General features: G+C 65.7%; 17 protein-coding genes. All 17 read left to right on the top strand.

What is annotated here, in order from left to right; translation table 11 throughout:
- Positions 1 to 909, top strand: a 909-nt coding sequence (locus VL129_RS02175; RefSeq protein WP_475491194.1) for an MFS transporter, incomplete at its 5' end; no start/stop codon positions are given.
- A gap of 60 nt (positions 910 to 969) precedes the next feature.
- Complete coding sequence (locus VL129_RS02170) at positions 970 to 4,725, top strand: nitrate reductase subunit alpha (protein ID WP_325409595.1); 3,756 nt, start codon at positions 970 to 972, stop codon at positions 4,723 to 4,725.
- Between the two features lie 10 nt (positions 4,726 to 4,735).
- Positions 4,736 to 6,274, top strand: coding sequence for a nitrate reductase subunit beta (narH, locus tag VL129_RS02165; protein WP_325409593.1), 1,539 nt, complete (start codon positions 4,736 to 4,738; stop codon positions 6,272 to 6,274).
- A 1-nt stretch (position 6,275) separates the two neighbouring features.
- Entirely contained in the window at positions 6,276 to 7,022 is a 747-nt protein-coding gene (narJ, locus tag VL129_RS02160) for a nitrate reductase molybdenum cofactor assembly chaperone (RefSeq protein ID WP_325409591.1), read from the top strand.
- Complete coding sequence (narI, locus tag VL129_RS02155) at positions 7,015 to 7,797, top strand: respiratory nitrate reductase subunit gamma (RefSeq protein WP_325409589.1); 783 nt, start codon at positions 7,015 to 7,017, stop codon at positions 7,795 to 7,797. Before narJ ends, narI begins: the two co-directional genes overlap by 8 nt.
- Positions 7,798 to 7,929: 132 nt before the next feature.
- Complete coding sequence (locus VL129_RS02150) at positions 7,930 to 8,835, top strand: peptidylprolyl isomerase (protein ID WP_325409587.1); 906 nt, start codon at positions 7,930 to 7,932, stop codon at positions 8,833 to 8,835.
- Positions 8,836 to 8,899: 64 nt separating this feature from the next.
- A complete protein-coding gene (gene moaA / locus VL129_RS02145) occupies positions 8,900 to 9,886 on the top strand; it encodes a GTP 3',8-cyclase MoaA (RefSeq protein WP_325409585.1) in 987 nt (328 codons plus the stop codon).
- Between the two features lie 499 nt (positions 9,887 to 10,385).
- On the top strand, positions 10,386 to 11,759 hold the full coding sequence (hemN, locus tag VL129_RS02140; protein ID WP_414705113.1) for an oxygen-independent coproporphyrinogen III oxidase: 1,374 nt from the start codon (positions 10,386 to 10,388) through the stop codon (positions 11,757 to 11,759).
- A 245-nt stretch (positions 11,760 to 12,004) separates the two neighbouring features.
- Complete coding sequence (locus VL129_RS02135) at positions 12,005 to 12,445, top strand: CopD family copper resistance protein (RefSeq protein ID WP_039605806.1); 441 nt, start codon at positions 12,005 to 12,007, stop codon at positions 12,443 to 12,445.
- A 162-nt stretch (positions 12,446 to 12,607) separates the two neighbouring features.
- A complete protein-coding gene (gene nosR, locus VL129_RS02130; protein ID WP_325409579.1) occupies positions 12,608 to 14,743 on the top strand; it encodes a transcriptional regulator NosR in 2,136 nt (711 codons plus the stop codon).
- Between the two features lie 59 nt (positions 14,744 to 14,802).
- Positions 14,803 to 16,689, top strand: coding sequence for a TAT-dependent nitrous-oxide reductase (nosZ, locus tag VL129_RS02125; protein WP_325409577.1), 1,887 nt, complete (start codon positions 14,803 to 14,805; stop codon positions 16,687 to 16,689).
- Positions 16,690 to 16,794: 105 nt separating this feature from the next.
- A complete protein-coding gene (locus VL129_RS02120) occupies positions 16,795 to 18,099 on the top strand; it encodes a nitrous oxide reductase family maturation protein NosD (protein WP_325409575.1) in 1,305 nt (434 codons plus the stop codon).
- A complete protein-coding gene (locus tag VL129_RS02115) occupies positions 18,096 to 19,016 on the top strand; it encodes an ABC transporter ATP-binding protein (RefSeq protein ID WP_325409574.1) in 921 nt (306 codons plus the stop codon). The genes VL129_RS02120 and VL129_RS02115 overlap by 4 nt, the downstream gene beginning before the upstream one ends.
- A complete protein-coding gene (locus VL129_RS02110) occupies positions 19,013 to 19,843 on the top strand; it encodes an ABC transporter permease (RefSeq protein WP_325409572.1) in 831 nt (276 codons plus the stop codon). Before VL129_RS02115 ends, VL129_RS02110 begins: the two co-directional genes overlap by 4 nt.
- Positions 19,844 to 19,877: 34 nt before the next feature.
- On the top strand, positions 19,878 to 20,435 hold the full coding sequence (locus VL129_RS02105) for a nitrous oxide reductase accessory protein NosL (RefSeq protein ID WP_325409570.1): 558 nt from the start codon (positions 19,878 to 19,880) through the stop codon (positions 20,433 to 20,435).
- Positions 20,436 to 20,445: 10 nt separating this feature from the next.
- Positions 20,446 to 20,604 (top strand): twin-arginine translocase TatA/TatE family subunit, encoded by a 159-nt coding sequence (gene tatA, locus VL129_RS02100; protein WP_325409568.1) that lies wholly within the window; start codon positions 20,446 to 20,448, stop codon positions 20,602 to 20,604.
- 434 nt (positions 20,605 to 21,038) lie between these two features.
- Positions 21,039 to 22,229: an NnrS family protein gene (locus VL129_RS02095; protein WP_325409566.1), complete on the top strand. Its 1,191-nt coding sequence runs from the start codon at positions 21,039 to 21,041 to the stop codon at positions 22,227 to 22,229.
- Positions 22,230 to 22,248 lie beyond the last annotated feature (19 nt).

Here is a 22,248-nt window from a genome sequence, read left to right as displayed (position 1 = left end):
TCCGCCCTGGGCCTGAACGCCGGGCTGGGCAACCTGGGCGTGTCGGTGATGCAGTTCACCGTGCCGCTGGCGGTGCTCGGCGGGCTGTTCGGCAGCTTCGGCGGCGAGCCGCAGCCGCTGAGTGACGGCGGTCAGCTGTGGCTGCAGAACGCCGGGCTGATCTGGGTGCCGTTCATTGCCGTGGTGTCCATCGCCGCCTGGTTCGGCATGCACGACATCGCCGACGCCAAGGCCTCGGTGAAGACCCAGGCGGTGATCTTCCGGCGCAAGCACAACTGGCTGATGTGCTGGCTGTACGTGGGCACCTTCGGCAGCTTCATCGGCTTCTCGGCCGGCTTCGCCATGCTCAGCAAGACCCAGTTCCCGGACATCAACCCGCTGCAGTTCGCCTTCCTCGGCCCGCTGGTCGGCGCGCTGAGCCGCACCCTGGGCGGCATGCTGGCGGACAAGTTCGGCGGCGCGCGCATCACCCTGTGGAACTACGCGCTGATGGCCGGCTTCGTGTTCGTGGTCATCGCCTTCCTGCCGGGTGAAGGCAGCGAAGGCAACTTCTGGGGCTTCCTGGCCGCCTTCATCCTGCTGTTCTTCTTCGCCGGCATCGGCAACGGCTCCACCTTCTGCATGATCCCGGCGATCTTCCGCGGCGAGTGGGAGGCACGCCGTCAGCGTGGCCAGGCCACCGAGGAGCAGGTCAACCGGAACGCCAGCATCGAATCGGCCGCGGTGATCGGCTTCAGTGCCGCCATCGGCGCCTTCGGCGGCTTCTTCATTCCCAAGGCGTTCGGCACCTCGCTGGCCATGACCGGCAGCGCCGAGGCCGCCCTGTACCTGTTCATCGCCTACTACCTGAGCTGCATCGCCGTGACCTGGTGGTGGTACGCGCGCCGTGGCGCGGAACGCCCCTGCTAGAGCCCTTCAATTCGTTCATGACAGGGCGCTCCGGCGCCCGGCCTGAGAGGAAAAAACCACATGAGTCATCTTCTTGACCAGATGCGCTTCTTCAAGCGCAAGCAGGGCGAGTTCGCCGACGGACACGGCGAAACCCGCCAGGAATCGCGCGACTGGGAGAACGTCTATCGCAACCGCTGGCAGTACGACAAGATCGTGCGCTCCACCCACGGGGTGAACTGCACCGGCTCGTGCAGCTGGAAGGTCTACGTGAAGAACGGCCTGGTCACCTGGGAAACCCAGCAGACCGACTACCCGCGCACCCGCAACGACCTGCCCAACCATGAACCGCGCGGCTGCCCGCGCGGCGCCAGCTACAGCTGGTACATCTACAGCGCCAACCGCCTGAAGTATCCCAAGGTGCGCAAGCCGTTGCTCAAGCTGTGGCGCGAGGCGCGTCGCCACATGGAGCCGGTGGAAGCCTGGGCGAGCATTGTCGAGGACCAGGCCAAGGCCGAGTCCTACAAGAGCAAGCGCGGCCTGGGCGGCTTCGTGCGCTCCAGCTGGAACGAAGTCAACGAGATCATCGCCGCCGCCAACGTCTACACCGTCAAACAGTACGGCCCGGACCGCGTGGTCGGCTTCTCGCCGATCCCGGCCATGTCGATGGTCAGCTACGCCGCCGGCTCGCGTTACCTGTCGCTGATCGGTGGCGTGTGCCTGTCGTTCTACGACTGGTACTGCGACCTGCCGCCGGCCTCGCCGCAGGTGTGGGGCGAGCAGACCGACGTGCCGGAATCGGCCGACTGGTACAACTCCAACTACATCATCGCCTGGGGCTCCAACGTCCCGCAGACCCGTACCCCGGACGCGCACTTCTTCACCGAGGTGCGCTACAAGGGCACCAAGACCGTGGCCGTCACCCCGGACTACGCCGAGGTCGCCAAGCTCACCGACCTGTGGCTGAACCCCAAGCAGGGCACCGACGCGGCGCTGGCTCAGGCCTTCGCCCACGTGATCTTCAAGGAATTCCACCTCGACCAGCCGAGCGCCTACTTCCGCGACTACGCCAAGCGCTACACCGACCTGCCGATGCTGGTGCTGCTCGACGAGATCGACGGCGGCTACCGCGCCGAGCGCTTCCTGCGCGCCTCGGACCTGGACAACGCGCTGGGCCAGGACAACAACCCCGAGTGGAAGACCGTCGCCGTCGACGCCTCCGGCGAGCTGGTCTCCCCGCAAGGCTCGATCGGCTACCGCTGGGGCGAGAAGGGCAAGTGGAACATCGAGGCCCGTGAGGGCAAGGACGGCCGCGAAACCGACCTGAGCCTCAGCCAGATCGAGGGCGGCGAGGCGGCCGAGGTCGGCTTCCCGTACTTCGGCGCCCAGCAGCACGACTTCTTCCCGAACGTCGCCGGCGACGCCGTGCAGTTCCGCCGCGTGCCGGTGCGCTCGCTGACCCTGGCCGACGGCAGCACCGTCAAGGTCGCCACCGTGTTCGACCTGATGGCCGCCAACCTGGGCATCGACCGTGGCCTGGGCGGCGCCAACGTCGCCTCCAGCTACGACGATGCCAACGTGCCCGGCACCCCGGCCTGGCAGGAGCAGATCACCGGCGTGTCCCGCGAGAAGGCCATCCAGGTGGCCCGCGAATTCGCCGATAACGCCGACAAGACGCATGGCCGTTCCATGATCATCGTCGGCGCGGCGATGAACCACTGGTACCACATGGACATGAACTACCGCGGGCTGATCAATATGCTCATGCTCTGCGGTTGCGTCGGCCAGACCGGGGGCGGCTGGGCCCACTACGTCGGCCAGGAGAAGCTGCGCCCGCAGTGCGGCTGGCTGCCGCTGGCCTTCGGCCTCGACTGGCATCGCCCGTCGCGGCAGATGAACGGCACCAGCTTCTTCTACAACCACAGCTCGCAGTGGCGCCACGAGAAGATGAGCATCCACGAGGTGCTCTCGCCGCTGGCCGACAAGAGCCAGTACCCCGAGCACATGCTCGACTACAACATCCGCGCCGAGCGCGCCGGCTGGCTGCCCAGCGCGCCGCAGCTCAACCGCAACCCGCTGCAGATCGCCCGTGACGCGGCCGCCGTGGGCATGGAGCCCAGGGACTACGTGGTCAAGGGCCTGCAGGACGGCAGCCTGCGCTTCGCCTGCGAACAGCCGGACAGTCCGGAAAACTTCCCGCGCAACATGTTCATCTGGCGTTCCAACCTGCTGGGCTCCTCCGGCAAGGGCCACGAGTACATGCTCAAGTACCTGCTGGGCACCACCAACGGCGTGATGAACGAGGACCTGGGCAAGCGCGCCGACGGCTTCAAGCCGACCGAGGCCGAGTGGGTGGACGAGGGCGCCATCGGCAAGCTCGACCTGGTCACCACGCTGGACTTCCGCATGTCCTCCACCTGCGTGTACTCCGATATCGTCCTGCCGACCGCCACCTGGTACGAGAAGGACGACATGAACACCTCGGACATGCACCCCTTCATCCACCCGCTGTCGGCAGCCATCGACCCGGCCTGGGAGGCCAGGTCCGACTGGGAGATCTACAAGGGCATCGCCAAGGCGTTCTCGGCCATGGCCGAAGGGCACCTGGGCGTCGAGCGCGACGTGATGACCGTGCCGCTGCTGCACGACACCCCCGGCGAACTGGCCCAGCCGTTCGGCGGCACCGACTGGAAGACCGCCGGCGAGGCGCCGGTGCCCGGCAAGAACGCGCCGAACATCGCCGTCATCGAGCGTGACTACCCGTCCACCTACAAGAAGTTCACCGCCCTCGGCCCGCTGCTCGACACCCTCGGCAACGGCGGCAAGGGCATCAGCTGGAACACCGAGGACGAAGTGAAATTCCTCGGCGAGCTGAACTACCGGGTGCGCGAGGAGGGCGTCAGCCAGGGCCGGCCGAAGATCGAAAGCGCCATCGACGCCGCCGAGGTGATCCTCTCCCTGGCGCCGGAAACCAACGGCCACGTCGCCGTGAAGGCCTGGGAAGCGCTGTCGCAGTTCACCGGTCGCGATCACAGCCACCTGGCGCTGCCCAAGGAGCATGAGGCGATCCGCTTCCGCGACATCCAGGCCCAGCCGCGCAAGATCATCTCCAGCCCCACCTGGTCGGGCCTGGAAGACGAGCACGTCAGCTACAACGCCGGCTACACCAACGTCCACGAGTACATCCCGTGGCGCACCCTCACCGGTCGCCAGCAGTTCTACCAGGACCACCCGTGGATGCAGGCCTTCGGCGAGCAGCTGATGAGCTACCGGCCGCCGATCAACACCCGCTCGCTCGGCTACGTGCAGGGCAAGAAGCCCAACGGTAACCCGGAGATCGCGCTGAACTGGATCACCCCGCACCAGAAGTGGGGCATCCACAGCACCTACACCGACAATCTGATCATGCTGACCCTGAGCCGTGGCGGCCCGATCGTGTGGATCTCGGAAATCGACGCGAAGAAGGTCGGCATCGAGGACAACGACTGGATCGAGTGCTTCAACGCCAACGGCGCGCTCACCGCCCGCGCGGTGGTCAGCCAGCGCGTCAAGGAAGGCATGGTGATGATGTACCACGCCCAGGAACGCATCGTGAACGTGCCCGGCGCCGAGAGCACCGGCACCCGCGGCGGCCACCACAACTCGGTGACCCGCGTGATGCTCAAGCCCACCCACATGATCGGCGGCTACGCCCAGCAGGCCTACGGCTTCAACTACTACGGCACCGTGGGCTGCAACCGTGACGAGTTCGTCGTGGTGCGCAAGATGAACAAGGTCGACTGGCTGGACGCGCCCTATGGCGATGATCTGCCGCAACCGCTGCCGCAGGACATTTGAGGAGTACGCCATGAAGATTCGTTCACAAGTCGGCATGGTCCTGAACCTGGACAAGTGCATCGGCTGCCACACCTGCTCGATCACCTGCAAGAACGTCTGGACCAGCCGTGAAGGCATGGAATACGCCTGGTTCAACAACGTCGAGACCAAGCCGGGCATCGGCTACCCGAAGGAATGGGAAAACCAGGAGAAATGGAAGGGCGGCTGGGTCCGCAATGCCGACGGCTCGATCAACCCGAGGATCGGCGGCAAGTTCCGCGTGCTGGCGAACATCTTCGCCAACCCGGATCTGCCGAGCATCGACGACTACTACGAGCCGTTCGACTTCGACTACCAGAACCTGCACACCGCGCCGCTGGGCAAGCACCAGCCGGTGGCGCGGCCGCGCTCGCTGATCTCCGGCAAGCGCATGGAAAAGATCGAGTGGGGCCCGAACTGGGAGGAAATTCTCGGTACCGAATTCGCCAAGCGCCGCAAGGACAAGAACTTCGACAAGGTCCAGGCGGACATCTACGGCGAGTACGAGAACACCTTCATGATGTACCTGCCGCGCCTGTGCGAGCACTGCCTCAACCCGGCGTGCGCGGCCTCCTGCCCGAGCGGTGCGATCTACAAGCGCGAGGAGGACGGCATCGTTCTCATCGACCAGGAGAAGTGCCGCGGCTGGCGCATGTGCATCAGCGGCTGTCCGTACAAGAAGATCTATTACAACTGGAAGAGCGGCAAATCCGAGAAGTGCATCTTCTGCTTCCCGCGCATCGAGGCCGGCATGCCGACCATCTGCTCGGAAACCTGCGTGGGCCGTATCCGCTACCTGGGCGTGCTGCTGTATGACGCCGACCGCATCCACGAGGTGGCCAGCACGCCGAACGAGCAGGACCTGTATCCCAAGCAGCTGGAGATGTTCCTCGACCCCAACGACCCGAAGGTGATCGAGCAGGCGCTGAAGGACGGCGTGCCCATGTCGGTGATCGAGGCCGCGCAAAAGTCGCCGGTGTACAAGCTGGCGGTGGACTGGCAGCTGGCCCTGCCGCTGCACCCGGAATACCGCACGCTGCCGATGGTCTGGTACGTGCCGCCGCTGTCGCCGATCCAGAACGCCGCCCAGGCCGGGCACGTGAGCATGGACGGCGTGCTGCCGGACGTGGACAGCCTGCGCATCCCGGTGCGCTACCTGGCCAACCTGCTCACCGCCGGCGACGAGAAGCCGGTGAAGCTGGCCCTCAAACGCCTGCTGGCCATGCGCGCCTACAAGCGCGCCGAGCAGGTGGACGGCGTACTCGACCTCAAGGTGCTGGAGCAGGTGGGCCTGAGCCGTCACCAGGCCGACGACATGTACCGCTACCTGGCCATCGCCAACTACGAGGACCGCTTCGTGATTCCCTCCGCGCACCGCGAGGAAGCCATGAGCGACGTGTTCGGCGAGCGCTCCGGCTGTGGCTTCAGCTTCGGCAGCGGCTGCGGTGGCAGCTCGGAGGTGAACATGTTCGGCGCCAGGAAGGCCAACCAGCGCGACATCATCAAGACCGTGCAGCTGTGGGAGGACTGACATGCAGATTCTCAAGGTGATTTCCCTGCTGCTCGACTATCCCGCCGAGTCGCTGCGTGAGGGCTACCTGGAGCTGGCGAAAGCCATCTCCGGCGCCCGCGAGATCAGCCCCGAGCAGCGCGGCGAGCTGCGCCTGCTGCTCGAGGAGCTGAGCGGCGGCGAGCTGATGGACGCGCAGGAGCGCTACAGCGAGCTGTTCGACAAGGGCCGTGCGCTGTCGCTGCTGCTGTTCGAGCACGTGCACGGCGAGTCCCGCGATCGCGGCCAGGCGATGGTCGACCTGATGGCCCAGTACGAGGCCGCCGGGTTTGCCATCGGCGTGCGCGAGCTGCCGGACTACATCCCGCTGTACCTGGAGTTCCTCGCCACCCGCGAGGACCTGGAGGCCCGCGAGGGCCTGGCGGATGTGGCGCACCTGCTGGCCCTGCTGGCGGCGCGCCTGGTCGAGCGCAAGAGCCCCTACGCGGCCTGCTTCCGCGCCCTGCTGCAGATCGCCGGCCAGCCGCTGGAAACGGTGGCCGAGCTGCGCGAGCAGGTGGCCGGCGAGGAACGCGACGACTCGCTGGAAGCCCTCGACAAGGTCTGGGAGGAGGAGCAGGTGAACTTCCTGCAGGCCGAGCAGCAGGAACGCTGCCCGTCGCAGGCGAGCTTGCCGGGCAAGGCCCGCGAGGAAGGCGCGGTGCCGCTGCACTGGGTGGATTTCAACACGGGGCCCGCCGCACCGGGCCGGGAGACGGCAAATGTCTAACTTCAATTTCCTGCTGTTCGGGGTCTACCCCTATATCGCCCTGGCCATCTGCCTGATCGGCAGCTGGGCGCGCTTCGACCTGGCCCAGTACACCTGGAAAACCGGTTCCAGCCAGATGCTGCAACCCAAGGGCATGCGCCTGGCCAGCAACCTGTTCCACATCGGGATCATCTTCATCCTGTGTGGCCACTTCGTCGGCCTGCTGATGCCGGAAGCCCTCTACCACTCGTTCATCAGCAGCGCCGACAAGCAACTGGTGGCCATGGTCTCCGGCGGCTTCTTCGGCATCCTCTGCCTGATCGGGCTGGTGATGCTGATCCAGCGCCGCCTGGGCGATGCCCGCGTGCGCGCCACCTCCAGCCGTTCGGATATCGCCATCCTGTTCGTGCTGCTGGCGCAACTGCTGCTGGGCCTGGGCACCATCGTCGCCTCCACCGGCCACTTGGACGGTTCGGTGATGGTGCTGCTCGGCACCTGGGCGCAGAGCATCGTCACCCTGCAGCCGGTCGCCGCCGCCGAAGCCATCGCCCCGGTGTCGCTGGTCTACAAGTTGCACGTGTTCCTCGGCGTCACCCTGTTCGTGCTGTTCCCCTTCACCCGTCTGGTGCACATCGTCAGCGCGCCGGTGTGGTACCTGGGCCGGCGCTACCAGATCGTGCGCGTCAAGCACAGTGGTCGTGCCGTCCCGCCGGTGCAGGCACCGGCCGGCTACCGCGCCCCCGCCCAGGCCACCCCGGCCAAGGCACCGAAGAAGGCCGGCCAGCCGGTGGCTTGAGGCCCGGCACGAACCTGAAACAAAACCTGTAGGAGCGGCTTCAGCCGCGATGCTCTTCATGCAAGCCATACCCAGAAGCATCGTGGCTAAAGCCCCTCCTACAAAAGCGGAATCCCAAGCGAGGAAACCAACATGGCATGCGGATGTGGTGGAAGTGAAAGCGGCGGCGGCTGCGGCGGACAGGCTCACGCCGAGCCGGTGGTGCAGCAGTTGCCCGAGACGGCTGCCCCGGTCGAACTGATTGCCAGCAGCGACCAGGAATGGCCGCGCATCAAGGTCAACGGCGTGTGCATTGCTCCCGACGCGATGGCCCAGGAAATCCAGTACCACCCCGCGCCCAGTCGCGACGATGCGCTCTATCTCGCCTGCCAGGCGCTGGTGATCCGTGAACTGCTGGGCCAGCGCAGCGCCGAGCTGGGCATCCAGGTAACCCCGGCCGCCGGGGAAAGCGCGGAGGAGGCGGCCACCCGCGAACTGGTGCAACGGGAAGTTCCGGTGCCGCAGGCCGACGAGCACACCTGTCGGCAGTACTACGAACGCAACCGCGCGCGTTTCGCCAGCGCGCCGCTGGTGATGGCGCGGCACATCCTGCTGGCCTGCCCGCCGGAGGACGCCGAGGCGCGCAGCACCGGCCGCGAGCAGGCCGACGCGCTGCTCGCCGAACTGAGCCGCGAGCCGGGCCGCTTCGCCGCGCTGGCGCTGGCCCATTCGGCCTGCCCGTCGAAGGAGCAGGGCGGGGCGCTGGGGCAGATCAGCCAGGGCCAGACCGTGCCCGAGTTCGAGCGCCAGCTGCTGCGCCTGCCGGTCGGCCTGGCCGCCCAGCCGCTGGAAAGCCGCTACGGTTTCCATCTGGTGGAGGTCGAACAGCGCATCGAAGGTCGTCAGTTGCCCTACCAGGCGGTGGCCGAGGCGATTCGCGCTGAGCTGGATCAGGGCGTCTGGCAGGTGGCGGTGGCACAGTACCTGCGGTACCTGGTGGGCGCGGCGGATATCCAGGGCATACACTTGGAAGGCGCCGAGACGCCGCTGCTGCAGTAGCGGCCTTTCATGCAGGAATGGCCATCGTGAGCCTGTCGGGCCACCCGAAGCCAGAGGAACGACCATGAGCACTTTGCAAGACGGCTACGGACGCGGCATCGAGTACCTGCGACTGTCGGTCACCGACCGTTGTGATTTCCGCTGCGTGTACTGCATGGCCGAGGACATGACCTTCCTGCCGCGCCAGCAGGTGCTCACCCTGGAGGAGATCCAGCGGGTCGCCGCGCTGTTCGTGGCCAACGGCACCCGCAAGATCCGCCTCACTGGCGGCGAGCCACTGGTGCGCAAGGGCATCGTCGAGCTCTGCGGCAAGATCGCCGCGCTGCCCGGCCTGCGCGAACTGGTGATGACCACCAACGGCTCGCAACTGGTGAAGCTGGCCCGGCCGCTGGCCGACGCCGGCGTAAAGCGCCTGAACATCAGCCTCGACAGCCTGGATGCGGAGCGCTTTCGCGCCATCACCCGCGTGGGCGACCTGCGTCAGGTGCAGGCCGGCATCGACGCCGCCCGCGCGGCCGGCTTCCAGCGCATCAAACTGAATACCGTGGCCATGAAAGGCCGCAACGCGGACGAGATCCCGGACCTGGTCGCCTACGCCGTGGAACGCGGCCTGGACATCACCTTCATCGAGGAAATGCCGCTGGGCGACGTGGGTCGCTCACGGGGCGAGAGCTACTGTTCCAGCGATGAGGTGCGCGACATCATCGCCAGCCGCTACACGCTGATCGACAGCGCCGAACAGAGCGGCGGGCCGGCGCGCTACGCGCGTCTGAAAGAGTTTCCGGACAGCCGCATCGGCTTCATCTCGCCGCATTCCCACAATTTCTGCGCCACCTGCAATCGCGTGCGCCTGACCGTGGAAGGCCGCCTGCTGCTATGCCTGGGGCACGAGAATTCCATCGACCTGCGCGCCCTGTTGCGCCGTCATCCCACCGATGACCGCCCGTTGCTCGACGCCGTGCGCGCCGCGCTGCAACGCAAACCGCTGCGCCACGAGTTCAACCTCGACGAGGTACAGGTGGTGCGCTTCATGAATGCCACCGGCGGGTAGGATGGTCGACACCGCGAAAAGCTCGCGGACAAGTCCGCTCCCACGACAGCGGCGCCGCACCGAACCTGTGGGAGCGAATTTATTCGCTAGCTTCTGGGTGGGCCCACCACCACCGTAAGGCGGTCGGCGTTTTTCCGGCCGCCGATGCGGGTGGCACCGATGCCACGGCCGGCGGCGCTGTAGTGCCGGACCTTCCCGGCCAGGTTTATCCCGGCCGACGGGGGAAGGAAGGCCGCCAAGCTGCAGGAATTCGGCTCCGCTGACCGGCATAAAGCCGGCCCCACAGGGTTCCGTGCCGCGATGCAAACCCCCGTTGACCATGGTCAAGTCATGCCCCTGTCAGGCTCGTTACCCTGCCTGCCATCTCCGGCCAGTCGCCCGTTTTGCGGATTGGCCTCCAGACCGGCCATAATCCGGCCCATTCAGCAGTGAGGCGGTCGCGCGAGCGGCGGTCTTCGATGTACCACTTTCCTTTCAAGGCGGGTCGAACGTGGACCACATGACTTTCAACCGAGCCCTGGTCGAGAAATACGATCGCCCGGGCCCGCGCTACACCTCCTATCCCACCGCGCCGCAGTTCCACGAGGCCTTCGCCGAGGACGACTATTTCCAGGCCGCGGCGGCCAGCAACCGGGCGCCGGCGCCCAAGCCGCTGTCGGTGTACATCCACATCCCGTTCTGCCAGAGCCTCTGCTACTACTGCGCCTGCAACAAGATCATCACCCAGAAGACCCACCGCGCCGTCGAGTACCTCGACTATCTCAAGAAGGAAATCGCCCTGCAGGGCGCGCTGTTCGACAAGTCGCGCAAGCTCACCCAGCTGCACTTCGGCGGCGGCACGCCCACCTACCTGACCAGCGAACAGCTGGGCGAGGTGATGGCCGCCCTGCACGACGCCTTCAACATGGATGACAGCGACAACCACGAGTTTTCCATCGAGGTCGACCCGCGCACCATCAGCCCCGAGCGCATCCACACGCTGCGCCAGCAGGGCTTCAACCGCCTGAGCTTCGGCGTGCAGGACTTCGACGAGAAGGTGCAGGCCGCCGTCAACCGCATCCAGAGCGAGCAGCAGGTGCGCGACCTGATCGAGGCCGCCCGCGCCGCGCGCTTCAAGTCGGTGAGCGTGGACCTGATCTACGGCCTGCCGCTGCAGACCGTGGAGAGCTTCGATGCCACCCTGAGCAAGATCATCGACCTGCGCCCGGACCGCATCGCCGCCTACAGCTATGCGCACCTGCCCGAGCGCGTGCGCGCCCAGCGCCTGATCCGCCCGGAAGACATGCCGCCGCCCGAGCGCAAGATGGAGCTGCTCGAGCTGACCATCCGCCGCCTGACCGCCGCCGGCTACGTGTATATCGGCATGGACCACTTTGCGCTGCCCGACGACGAGCTGACCCTGGCGCGCGCCAACGGCACGCTGCAGCGCAACTTCCAGGGCTACTCGACCCACGGCGACACCGACCTGATCGGCCTGGGCGTGTCCTCCATCGGCAAGGTGGGCGACAGCTACAGCCAGAGCGTCAAGCTGCTCTCCGAGTACTACGCGCGCCTGGACCAGGACCGCCTGCCGGTGCAGCGTGGCTACACGCTGAGCGCCGACGACGTGCTGCGCCGCGAGGTGATCCTGGCGCTGATGTGCCACAACCGTGTCGACTTCGCACCGTTCGAGCGCGCACACGGCATCGTCTTCCGCGAATACTTCGCCGATGCGCTGGTGCAACTGAAGGAGATGGTCGAGGACGGGCTGGTGGAAATCCACGACGATGCCATCGTGCTGCTGCCGCAAGGGCAGTTGATGATGCGCAACGTGGCGATGACCTTCGACGCCTACCTGGGCAAGCAGACCGTGCGCTTCTCGCGCACCGTCTAAGCGGTGGGATGGTAGGGCGGTCAAGGCATCGCCTTGGCCGCCGGGCGCGGCGTCGGGGTCACCTCATTGGCGGCCACCGCATCGGCGGCCGGAAAGGCGCCGACCGCCCTACGGTCAGTGCGGATGCAACGGTTTGTGTGACGCCGTTCGCATTTAACGGCGCTCGCTTGACCCCGGTCATTCACCCGTCGCACTCCAACGGTCAAGGTAGGTCCACTAGGCGTCGCCGCCGTAAGGAATGCCCCATGACCTACACCCTGCTGCACATCCTGCACCTGCTGAGCGCCATTTTCTTCGTCGGTACGCTGTTCGTCGAAGTGGCCATGCTGGCGCAGGCCAAGCGTTCACTCGAACCCGTGGCCCGGGAAACCTTCGAGCGCGCGCTGGGTGCCCGTTCGCGGGTGGTGCTGCACTGGGTGGTGCTGTTCGTCTATGGCGCCGGCATCGGCCTGGCCTGGTTCCACCGGGGCGCCCTGGCGGACCCGTTCGCCAGCAGCTTTGGCCTCATGCTGAGCCTGAAGATCCTGCTGGCCATCGGTGTTTTCCTCTCCTTCGGCCTGGTCGCCATCCTGCTGCGCCGAGGTCGGATGAGCCCGGCACGCTATCACAGTCTTCACGTTGTGATCCTTGCGCAGATGGTCGCTATTGTTCTGCTCGCCAAAGGCATGTTCTATCTGGCCTGGTAAGACGTGTCTGCGACCCTGCGTCACACCCCGGCGCACGTGCTTCTTGATTGATATCAAGCGTGCCTCATGTCAGTGGGACCTACCATGACCACACAGAAACCAGCATTTGGTAAGACCATGATTTATATGGGTTTTTGGCTTGAAAGGGTGCGTCGCGCAGGAATGCCGGCGTTATTTTTCCTGCTGCTGATGGCGCTGGGAGCGCCGCAGGTGGTTCAGGCCAAGGACTACGGCGCGCTGGAGCGCGAGCGCATCGACCTGGTCTTCCCGGAGGCGACGGCGGTGTCCGAGCCGGAAGGGGACTACGGGGTGCGTACCATCCGCAAGGGTGACGAGCTGCTCGGCTACGCCTTCCAGAGCATCCGCGTGACCGACATGCCGGCCTACTCCGGCAAGCCGATCAACCTGCAGATCATCCTCGACAACACGGCGACCATTCGCGACGCCTACATGCTCGAGCACCACGAACCGATCGTGCTGATCGGTATCCCCGAACAGAAGGTCCACGACTTCAACGCGCACTACACCGGCATCAAGGTCGATCAGCGCGTGGTGGTCGGCCATTCCAGTGACCAGAGCGCGGTGACCATCGATGCCGTGACCGGCGCCACCGTGACGGTGATGGTGATCAACGAGATCGTCATGCGCGCCGCGTATACCGTGGCCGTCGACCTGGACCTGATCGAGGCCGGCGCCAATGCGCGGCCGAAGATCGCGGTGGTGCGCGAGGATGCCTATCAGCCGAGCAACTGGACCGAGCTGACCGGCAACGGCGCCATCCGCCGCATGCACCTGACCCGCGGTCAGGTCGATGACGCCTTCAAGGGCACCGAGGCCGAGGGCATCGCGGAGGCCGCGCCGGAGCAGCGCGACGAAACCTTCATCGACCTGTACGCCACCTACCTGAACGTACCGACCATTGGCCGCAATCTGCTGGGCGAGCGTCAGTACGCCGAGCTGATGGAACAGCTCAAGCCGGGCGAGCACGCCTTCGCGGTGCTGGCCAACGGCGAATATTCCTTCAAGGGCTCGGGCTACGTGCGCGGCGGCATCTTCGATCGGGTGCAGCTGCGCCAGTTCGGCGACATCGTCAGCTTCCGCGACCTGGACTTCATCCGCCTGTCCGACGTGTACGCCGAGGGTATTCCGGACTTCCACGAGATGGCGATCTTCATCGCCCGCGAGCAGTACCGTTTCGATCCGGGCTCGGCCTGGAACCTGGAGCTGCTGGTGCGTCGTCAGATCGGTCCGGTGGCGAGCATCTTCACCAGCTTCGAGATGCCTTACCTGATGCCGGAAGGCTACGTCGAGCGTCCGCCGCTGACCGAAGAGGAACTGGCCGCCATCGAGGAAGCCAATCGTCCGCTGTGGGTCAACATCTGGTACCAGAAGAGCTTCCAGATCGGCGTGCTGTGCGCGGCCCTGGGCCTGCTGACGGTGATCCTGTTCCTGCAGGACAAATTCACCCAGAAGCCGCAGTTCCTGCACTGGCTGCGTCGCGGCTACCTGATCTTCACCGTGGTGTTCATCGGCTGGTATGCCCTGGGGCAGCTGTCGGTGGTCAACGTGCTGACCTTCATCCACGCGGTGTTCCAGGACTTCCGCTGGGAGCTGTTCCTCACCGATCCGATCATCTTCATCCTCTGGGTGTTCACCGCCGCCAGCATCCTGCTGTGGGGCCGTGGCGTGTTCTGCGGCTGGCTGTGCCCGTTCGGCGCCCTGCAGGAACTGCTCAACGAGCTGGCGCGCAAGATCAAGATCCCCCAGTACGAGTTGCCGTTCGCGGTGCATGAGCGCCTGTGGGCCATCAAGTACATCATCCTGCTGGCGCTGTTCGGCATCTCCCTGGAATCCATGATGCTGGCCGAGAAGGCCGCCGAGGTGGAGCCGTTCAAGACCGCCATCACCCTGAAGTTCGACCGCCAGTGGTGGTTCGTGCTCTACGTGGTGGTGCTGCTGGTGGTGAACCTGTTCACCCGCAAGGTCTACTGCCGCTACATCTGCCCGCTCGGCGCGGCCCTGGCGGTGCCCAGCAAGTTCCGCCTGTTCGACTGGCTCAAGCGTCGCAAGGAATGTGGCAGCCCCTGCCAGCTGTGCGCCGTGGAATGCGAGATCCAGGCGATCCACCCGGATGGGCACATCAACCACAACGAGTGCCACTACTGCCTCGATTGCCAGATGACCTACCACAACGACAACAAGTGTCCGCCGCTGATCAACAAGCGCAAGAAGCGCGGCAAGAAGGCCGCTCCGGACGCTCCCGAACTGATTCCCGCTGTACAGGTGACTGAACCCTGAGTCTTGCTCGCGCAAGGTTCGGGAAAGGCGAAGTGTTGTACCCATAGGAGCAAAACCCCATGAGCGACAAGCAAAACGAAAAGGAAGTGAAGGGCGGCCTCAGCCGTCGTGGCTTCCTCGGCGCCAGCGCCGTGACCGGTGCCGCAGTAGCGGCCACTGCCTTCGGTGGCGCGGTGATGTCCCGCGAAACCTGGGCCGCCGCGGTCAAGGAATCCAAGAACAAGGTGCACGTGGCACCGGGCGAACTGGACGAGTACTACGGCTTCTGGTCGGGCGGCCACCAGGGCGAAGTGCGCGTGCTGGGCATTCCCTCGATGCGCGAGCTGATGCGTATTCCGGTGTTCAACACCGACCCGGCCACCGGCTGGGGCATCACCAACGAAAGCCGGGAAATCATGGGTGAGTACTACCCGAACGGCGACTGCCACCACCCGCACATCTCGATGACCGACGGCCGCTACGACGGCAAGTACCTGTTCATCAACGACAAGGCCAACACCCGCGTCGCCCGTATCCGTCTGGACATCATGAAGACGGACAAGATCACCAGCATCCCGAACGTCCAGGCCATTCACGGCCTGCGTCTGCAGAAGGTGCCGCACACCAAGTACGTGTTCTGCAACGGCGAGTTCTTCATTCCGCACCCGAACGACGGATCGAACTTCGACCTGCAGGCCGACAACAGCTACACCTGCTTCAGCGCGGTTGATGCCGAAACCATGAAGGTGGCCTGGCAGGTCATCGTCGATGGCAACCTGGACAACACCGACGCCGACTACACCGGTCGCTTCGCCGCATCCACCTGCTACAACTCCGAGCGCGCCCTGGACCTGGGCGGCACCATGCGCAACGAGCGTGACTGGGTGGTGGTGTTCGACGTGCACGCCATCGACAAGGCCATCAAGGACAAGAAGTTCGTGATGATGGACGGCGTGCCGGTGGTCGACGGCCGTGCTGCCAAGAACAGCCCGTTCACTCGTTACATCCCGGTGCCGAAGAACCCGCACGGCTGCAACACCTCGCCGGACGGCAAGTACTTCATCGCCAACGGCAAGCTGTCGCCGACCTGTACCGTTATCGCCATCGACAAGCTGCCCGACCTGTTCGCCGGCAAGCTGAAGGATGCGCGTGACACCGTGGTCGCCGAGCCGGAGCTGGGCCTCGGCCCGCTGCACACCACCTTCGACGGTCGTGGCAACGCCTACACCACGCTGTTCATCGACAGCCAGCTGTGCAAGTGGAACATCGATGACGCCATCCGCGCCTACAAGGGCGAGAAGGTCAACTACATCCGCCAGAAGCTGGACGTGCACTACCAGCCGGGCCACAACCACGCCACGCTGACCGAGACCCGCGACGCCGACGGCAAGTGGGTGGTCGTACTGTCCAAGTTCTCCAAGGACCGCTTCCTGCCGGTCGGCCCGCTGCACCCGGAGAACGACCAGCTGATCGACATCTCCGGCGACGTGATGAAGATCGTCCACGACGGTCCGACCTTCGCCGAGCCGCACGACTGCATCATGTGCCGTCGCGACCAGATCAAGACCAAGAAGATCTGGGACCGCAAGGATCCCTTCTTCGCGGCAACCGTGGCCCGTGCCAAGAAGGACGGCGTCAATCTGGAGACCGACAACAAGGTCATCCGCGACGGCAAGAAGGTCCGCGTGTACATGACCTCCATGGCACCGTCCTTCGGCATCACCGACTTCACCGTCAAGCAGGGCGACGAAGTCACCGTGACCATCACCAACATTGACCAGATCGAAGACGTGTCGCACGGCTTCGTGATGGTCAACCACGGTGTGGGCATGGAAATCAGCCCGCAGCAGACCTCCTCGGTCACCTTCACCGCCGACAAGCCCGGGGTGTTCTGGTATTACTGCAGCTGGTTCTGCCACGCGCTGCACATGGAAATGATGGGTCGCATGATGGTGGAAAAGGCCTGACGGCCGGACAGGGGTCGGGCGGGCAGCCGTCCGACTCCTGTTGTGTACGCGGCCGGCGGCGAATCGCCGGCCGTTTCACCGCCTGACCCTGAAAGAGGTATTGATTTGCTCAGATCTCAGGCTGTTCACGGGGCGCTGTGTGCCCTCCTGTTTTGTGCGGGGTCCGCGCTGGCGAACCCGCGCCCTCTTACCGACCTGCCGCTGCGCGCGGAAGGCGACAACCGCTGGATCCTGCCGGCCGGCGAACACGTCGGCAACTTTCGCATCGACCAGCCCCTGCAGCTGCGCTGCGAACCCGGCGCCGTGCTGAGCTCTGCGGGGCAGGGCAATGTGCTTACCATCACCGCCAGCGACGTGCGGATCGAGAACTGCACGCTGCGCGACTGGGGTCGTGATCTCACGGCGATGGATTCGGGCATCTTCATCGAGCGCGGCGCCAATCAGGTGACCGTGCGCAACAACCGTCTGCAAGGCGTGGGCTTCGGCATCTGGGCCGACCGCACCGAGAACGTGCAAATCCTCGACAACCGCGTGCAGGGCGATCCGACGGTGCGCTCCCAGGACCGCGGCAACGGCATCCACCTGTTCAACGCGCGCGGGGCGCTGATCGCCGGCAACCACATCAGCGAAACCCGCGACGGCGTGTACATCGATACCTCCAACGGCAACCGCATCGAAAACAACCTGATGGAGGACCTGCGCTACGGCATCCACTACATGTTCGCCAACGACAACCACGTCATCGGCAACACCACCCGCCGTACCCGCACCGGCTACGCGCTGATGCAAAGCCGCAAGCTGACCGTGATCGGCAACCGTTCCGAGCACGACCGCAACTACGGCATCCTGATGAACTACATCACCTATTCCACCCTCAAGGACAACTTCGTCACCGACGTGCAGGCCGGCGATACCGGCGGTGACACCATGATCCAGGGCGGCGAAGGCAAGGCGGTGTTCATCTACAACTCGCTGTTCAACGTCATCGAGCACAACCACTTCGAACACAGCAACCTGGGCATCCACCTGACCGCCGGCTCGGAAGACAACCGCATCGTCGGCAACGCCTTCGTCAGCAACGAACAGCAGGTCAAGTACGTGGCGGTGCGCACCCAGGAGTGGTCCGCCGACGGGCGCGGCAACTACTGGAGCGACTACCTGGGCTGGGACCGCAACGACGACGGCCTGGGCGACGTGCCCTACGAGCCGAACGACAACGTCGACCGTCTGCTGTGGATGTACCCGCAGGTGCGCCTGCTGATGAACAGTCCCGGCATCGAACTGCTGCGCTGGGTGCAGCGCGCCTTCCCGGTGCTGAAATCCCCCGGTGTGCAGGACAGCTTCCCCTTGATGCAGCTGCCCACCGAAACCTTGTTGAAGAAAGAACCCGCACAGGAGCCGCTGTCATGAAGGCCGTCGATATCCAGGGCGTCAGCCAGCGCTACGGCAGCATGACCGTACTGCACGATCTGTCCCTGCAGCTCGCCGAGGGCGAAGTGCTCGGACTGTTCGGCCACAACGGCGCCGGCAAGACCACCACCATGAAACTCATCCTCGGCCTGCTCAGCCCGAGCGAGGGCCAGGTGCGCGTGCTGGGCCAGGCGCCGAACGATCCGCAGGTGCGTCGCAGCCTTGGCTACCTGCCGGAGAACGTCACCTTCTACCCGCAGCTCACCGGCCGCGAAACGCTGAGCCACTTCGCCCGCCTGAAGGGCGCCGACCTGTCCCAGGTGGGTGAACTGTTCGAGCAGGTGGGCCTGGCCCACGCCGCCGACCGCCGGGTGAAGACCTATTCCAAGGGCATGCGCCAGCGCCTCGGCCTGGCCCAGGCGATTCTCGGCACGCCGCGCCTGCTGCTGCTCGACGAGCCCACCGTGGGCCTCGATCCGATCGCCACCCAGGACCTCTATCTGCTGATCGACCGCCTGCGCCAGCAGGGCACGGCAGTGATCCTCTGTTCCCACGTGCTGCCGGGCGTCGAGGCGCATATCAACCGCGCGGTGATCCTCGCCAAGGGCCGCCTGCAGGCCAGCGGCAACCTGGCGGCGCTGCGCGCCGAGGCCGGCCTGCCGGTGCGCATCCGCGCCAGCGGCCTGGCCGAGCGCGATCAGTGGGCGCAGCGCTGGCGCGGCGCCGGCCACCCGGTCAGTACGCTGGGCAGCGAAGGCCTGGAGGTGCAGGCGCACAACGGTCACAAGGTGGAGCTGTTGCGCGAGCTGCTCGGCGAGGCGCAGCCGCAAGACCTGGAAATTCTCCAGCCGTCGCTGGAAGACCTGTACCGCTACTACACGACCCGCGCCGACGTTCGCGAAGAGGGCAGACCATGAACCCGATCTGGAACATCGCCAGCAAGGAACTCAGCGACGGCCTGCGCAATCGCTGGCTGCTGGCCATCAGCCTGCTGTTCGCCGTGCTTGCCGTGGGCATCGCCTGGCTGGGCGCCGCGGCGGCCGGCACCGTGGGCTTCACCTCGATCCCCTCGACCATCGCCAGCCTGGCCAGCCTGGCCACCTTCCTGATGCCGCTGATCGCGCTGCTGCTGGCCTATGACGCCATCGTCGGCGAGGACGAGGGCGGCACCCTGATGCTGCTGCTCACCTACCCGCTGGGGCGTGGCCATATCCTGCTCGGCAAGTTCGTCGGCCACGGCATGATCCTGGCCCTGGCAGTGCTGATCGGCTTCGGTTGCTCGGCGGTGGCCATTGCCCTGCTGGTCAATGACGTGGACCTGGGCATGCTGTTCTGGGCCTTCGGCCGCTTCATGCTGTCCTCGACCCTGCTCGGCTGGGTGTTCCTGGCCATCGCCTACGTGCTGAGCGGCAAGGCCGGCGAAAAGTCCACCGCCGCCGGCCTGGCGCTGGGCGTGTGGTTCCTGTTCGTGCTGGTCTTCGACCTGGCGCTGCTCGGCGTGCTGGTGCTCAGCAAGGGCGCTTTCAGCCCGGACCTGCTGCCCTGGCTGCTGCTGCTCAACCCCACCGACCTGTATCGGCTGATCAACCTGGGCGGCTTCGAAGCGGGCGCCAATGCCATGGGGGTCATGGCTCTGGGCAACGACCTGCCCATGCCCGCCGCCGCGCTCTGGCTGTGCCTGCTGTTGTGGGTGGCGCTGCCGCTGGCCCTGGCCTGGCGGGTCTTCAAGCGCCGTCAGGTGTAATCCGCCTCTCTTTTAGTACCCCTAGGAGTCCCGAATGAAGTCCCTATACCTGAGCGGCGCCCGTGCCCTGTCCATCGCCCTGCTGAGCCTCGGCCTGGCCGCCTGTGGCGGCGAGCAAGAGGTCGCCAAGACCTTCGACCCGGTGGCCTTCCACCCGGATGACGAATGCCACGTGTGCGGCATGATCATCGAGGAATACCCGGGCCCCAAGGGCCAGGCGGTAATCGACAAGCAGGCCCGCAAGTTCTGCTCGGTGGCGGAGATGTTCGGCTGGTACCTGCAGCCGGAAAACCAGCACCAGAACTTCACCCTGTATGTGCACGACATGCAGCACGGCAGCTGGGATGAGCCCTCCAACGAACACCTGATCGACGCCAAGCAGGCCTACTTCGTGGTGGCCACCACCCTGCAGGGCGCCATGGGCGCCGCGCTGGCCAGCTTCGCCGACGAACAGGCCGCCCAGCAATTCGCGGCCGAGCAGGGCAGCCAGGTGCTGCGCTTCGCCGACATCGACCAGGCCCTGCTGCAAAGCGCGGCCGGCACCATGCACGGCATGTCCCAGGGCATGTCCCACGGCATGCAACATCACTGAGGATTTCCCCATGTTTGGCATCAGCATCTGGCAGCTCCTGATCATCCTGCTCATCGTCGTCATGCTGTTCGGCACCAAGCGCCTGAAGAGCCTGGGCTCCGACGTGGGTGAGGCGATCGGCGGCTTCCGCAAGTCCATCAAGGACGACAAGGAAGGCAGCGCCTCGTAGGGCCCAGGCACCAGCGTACGGCGGCCGGCGCTTTTCCCGGCCGCCGCTGCGGTGTGTACCGATGCCTCCGGCCGCCAACCGGGCTGCCGGAAAAGCTCGCGGACAAGTCCGCTCCTACAACAGCATTGCCCCGCACCGACCCTGTGGGAGCGAATTCATTCGCGAGCTTTCGGGTGCCCTACGACTCCCTCCCTCCAGCTTCTTTTCCCGAAGCTGATTGCAATCAAGTCGCAATGCCACACCCTGCCTGTAAAAATACGTCACCGCGACCAGTTTCCGGCGCGGTGTGGATGTCCCGTCTTTAGTTTCCGCAGGTTGGCTCGGTTTTCCGTTCAAGCGTTTATCACTGTCGCCGCTTCGTCGGCCCAGTCGAAGCCGCGCCAACCTGCGACTGCTAGCGGTAGCGGGCGCAACAGCTTGTCAGGAGGCCTGCCATGCAAGTCATCGATCGGCGCAAAGCGCTGAGCATTCCCCCCATCTGGCGTCTCGCCTTCCGGCCGTTTTTCCTCGCCGGCAGCGTCTTCGCGCTGTTCGCGGTACCCCTGTGGATCCTGGCCTGGAGCGGCCTGATTCCCGACTGGCAACCCGCCGGCGGCTGGCTGGCCTGGCACCGTCACGAGATGGTCTTCGCCTTTGCCACGGCCATCGTTGCCGGCTTCCTGCTCACCGCCGTGCAGACCTGGACCGGCCAGCCAAGCCTGTCCGGCAAGCCGCTGGCGGTGATTGCGCTGATCTGGCTGGCCGGGCGTCTGGCCTGGCTGCTGAATCTGCCGCTGATCGTGCTGATCCCGCTCGATCTGCTGTTCATGATTGCCGTGGCTGTCCAGATGGCCCGGCTGCTCCTGGCCGTGCGGCAGACACGCAACTACCCGATCGTGGTGGTGCTCAGCCTGCTGACCGCCGCCGACGCCCTGACCCTGGCCGGCCTGGCCAACGGTCAGGACGACTGGCAGCGCCAGGGCAGCATGGCTGGCCTGTGGCTGGTGGGCGCAATGATGACGCTGATCGGTGGCCGGGTGATTCCCTTCTTCACCCAGCGCGGGCTGGGGCGGGTACAGCAGGTCAAGGCCTGGCCCTGGCTGGACTGGTCGCTGCTGGTCGGCACCGCGCTGATCGGCGTGCTGCATGCCTTCGGCTGGGCACTGCAGCCGCAGGCGCTGATCGGCGTGCTGTTCCTGGCGCTGGCCGCCGGGCACCTGCTGCGCCAGGCGCGCTGGTACGACACCGGTATCTGGGGCGTGCCGCTGCTCTGGTCGCTGCACCTGGCGATGTTCTGGCTGGTGGTGGCCTGCGCCGGCCTGGGGCTCTGGCACCTGGGTGTGCTGCAGCTGTCCAGCCCCTGGCTGCACGCCTTCACCGTCGGTTCCATGGCTGGTCTGATCCTGGCGATGATCGCCCGGGTCACCCTCGGCCACACCGGGCGCCCGCTGCAGCCGCCGGCCGGCATGGCCGCCGGCTTCATGCTGCTCAACCTGGGTACGGTTGCGCGGGTATTTCTCACTCAGTCCTGGCCGCAGCACGGCATGTGGCTGGCGGCCGCCTGCTGGGCGCTGGCGTTCGGCGTCTACGCCTGGCAGTACGCGCCCATGCTGTGCCAGACGCGGGTCGATGGCCATCCGGGCTGATCCCGTTTTTCGCCGCCTG

It is taken from the genome of Pseudomonas sp., from assembly GCF_035497915.1.
Lineage (GTDB): Bacteria > Pseudomonadota > Gammaproteobacteria > Pseudomonadales > Pseudomonadaceae > Serpens.
This window is presented reverse-complemented; position numbering and strand designations above follow the sequence as displayed.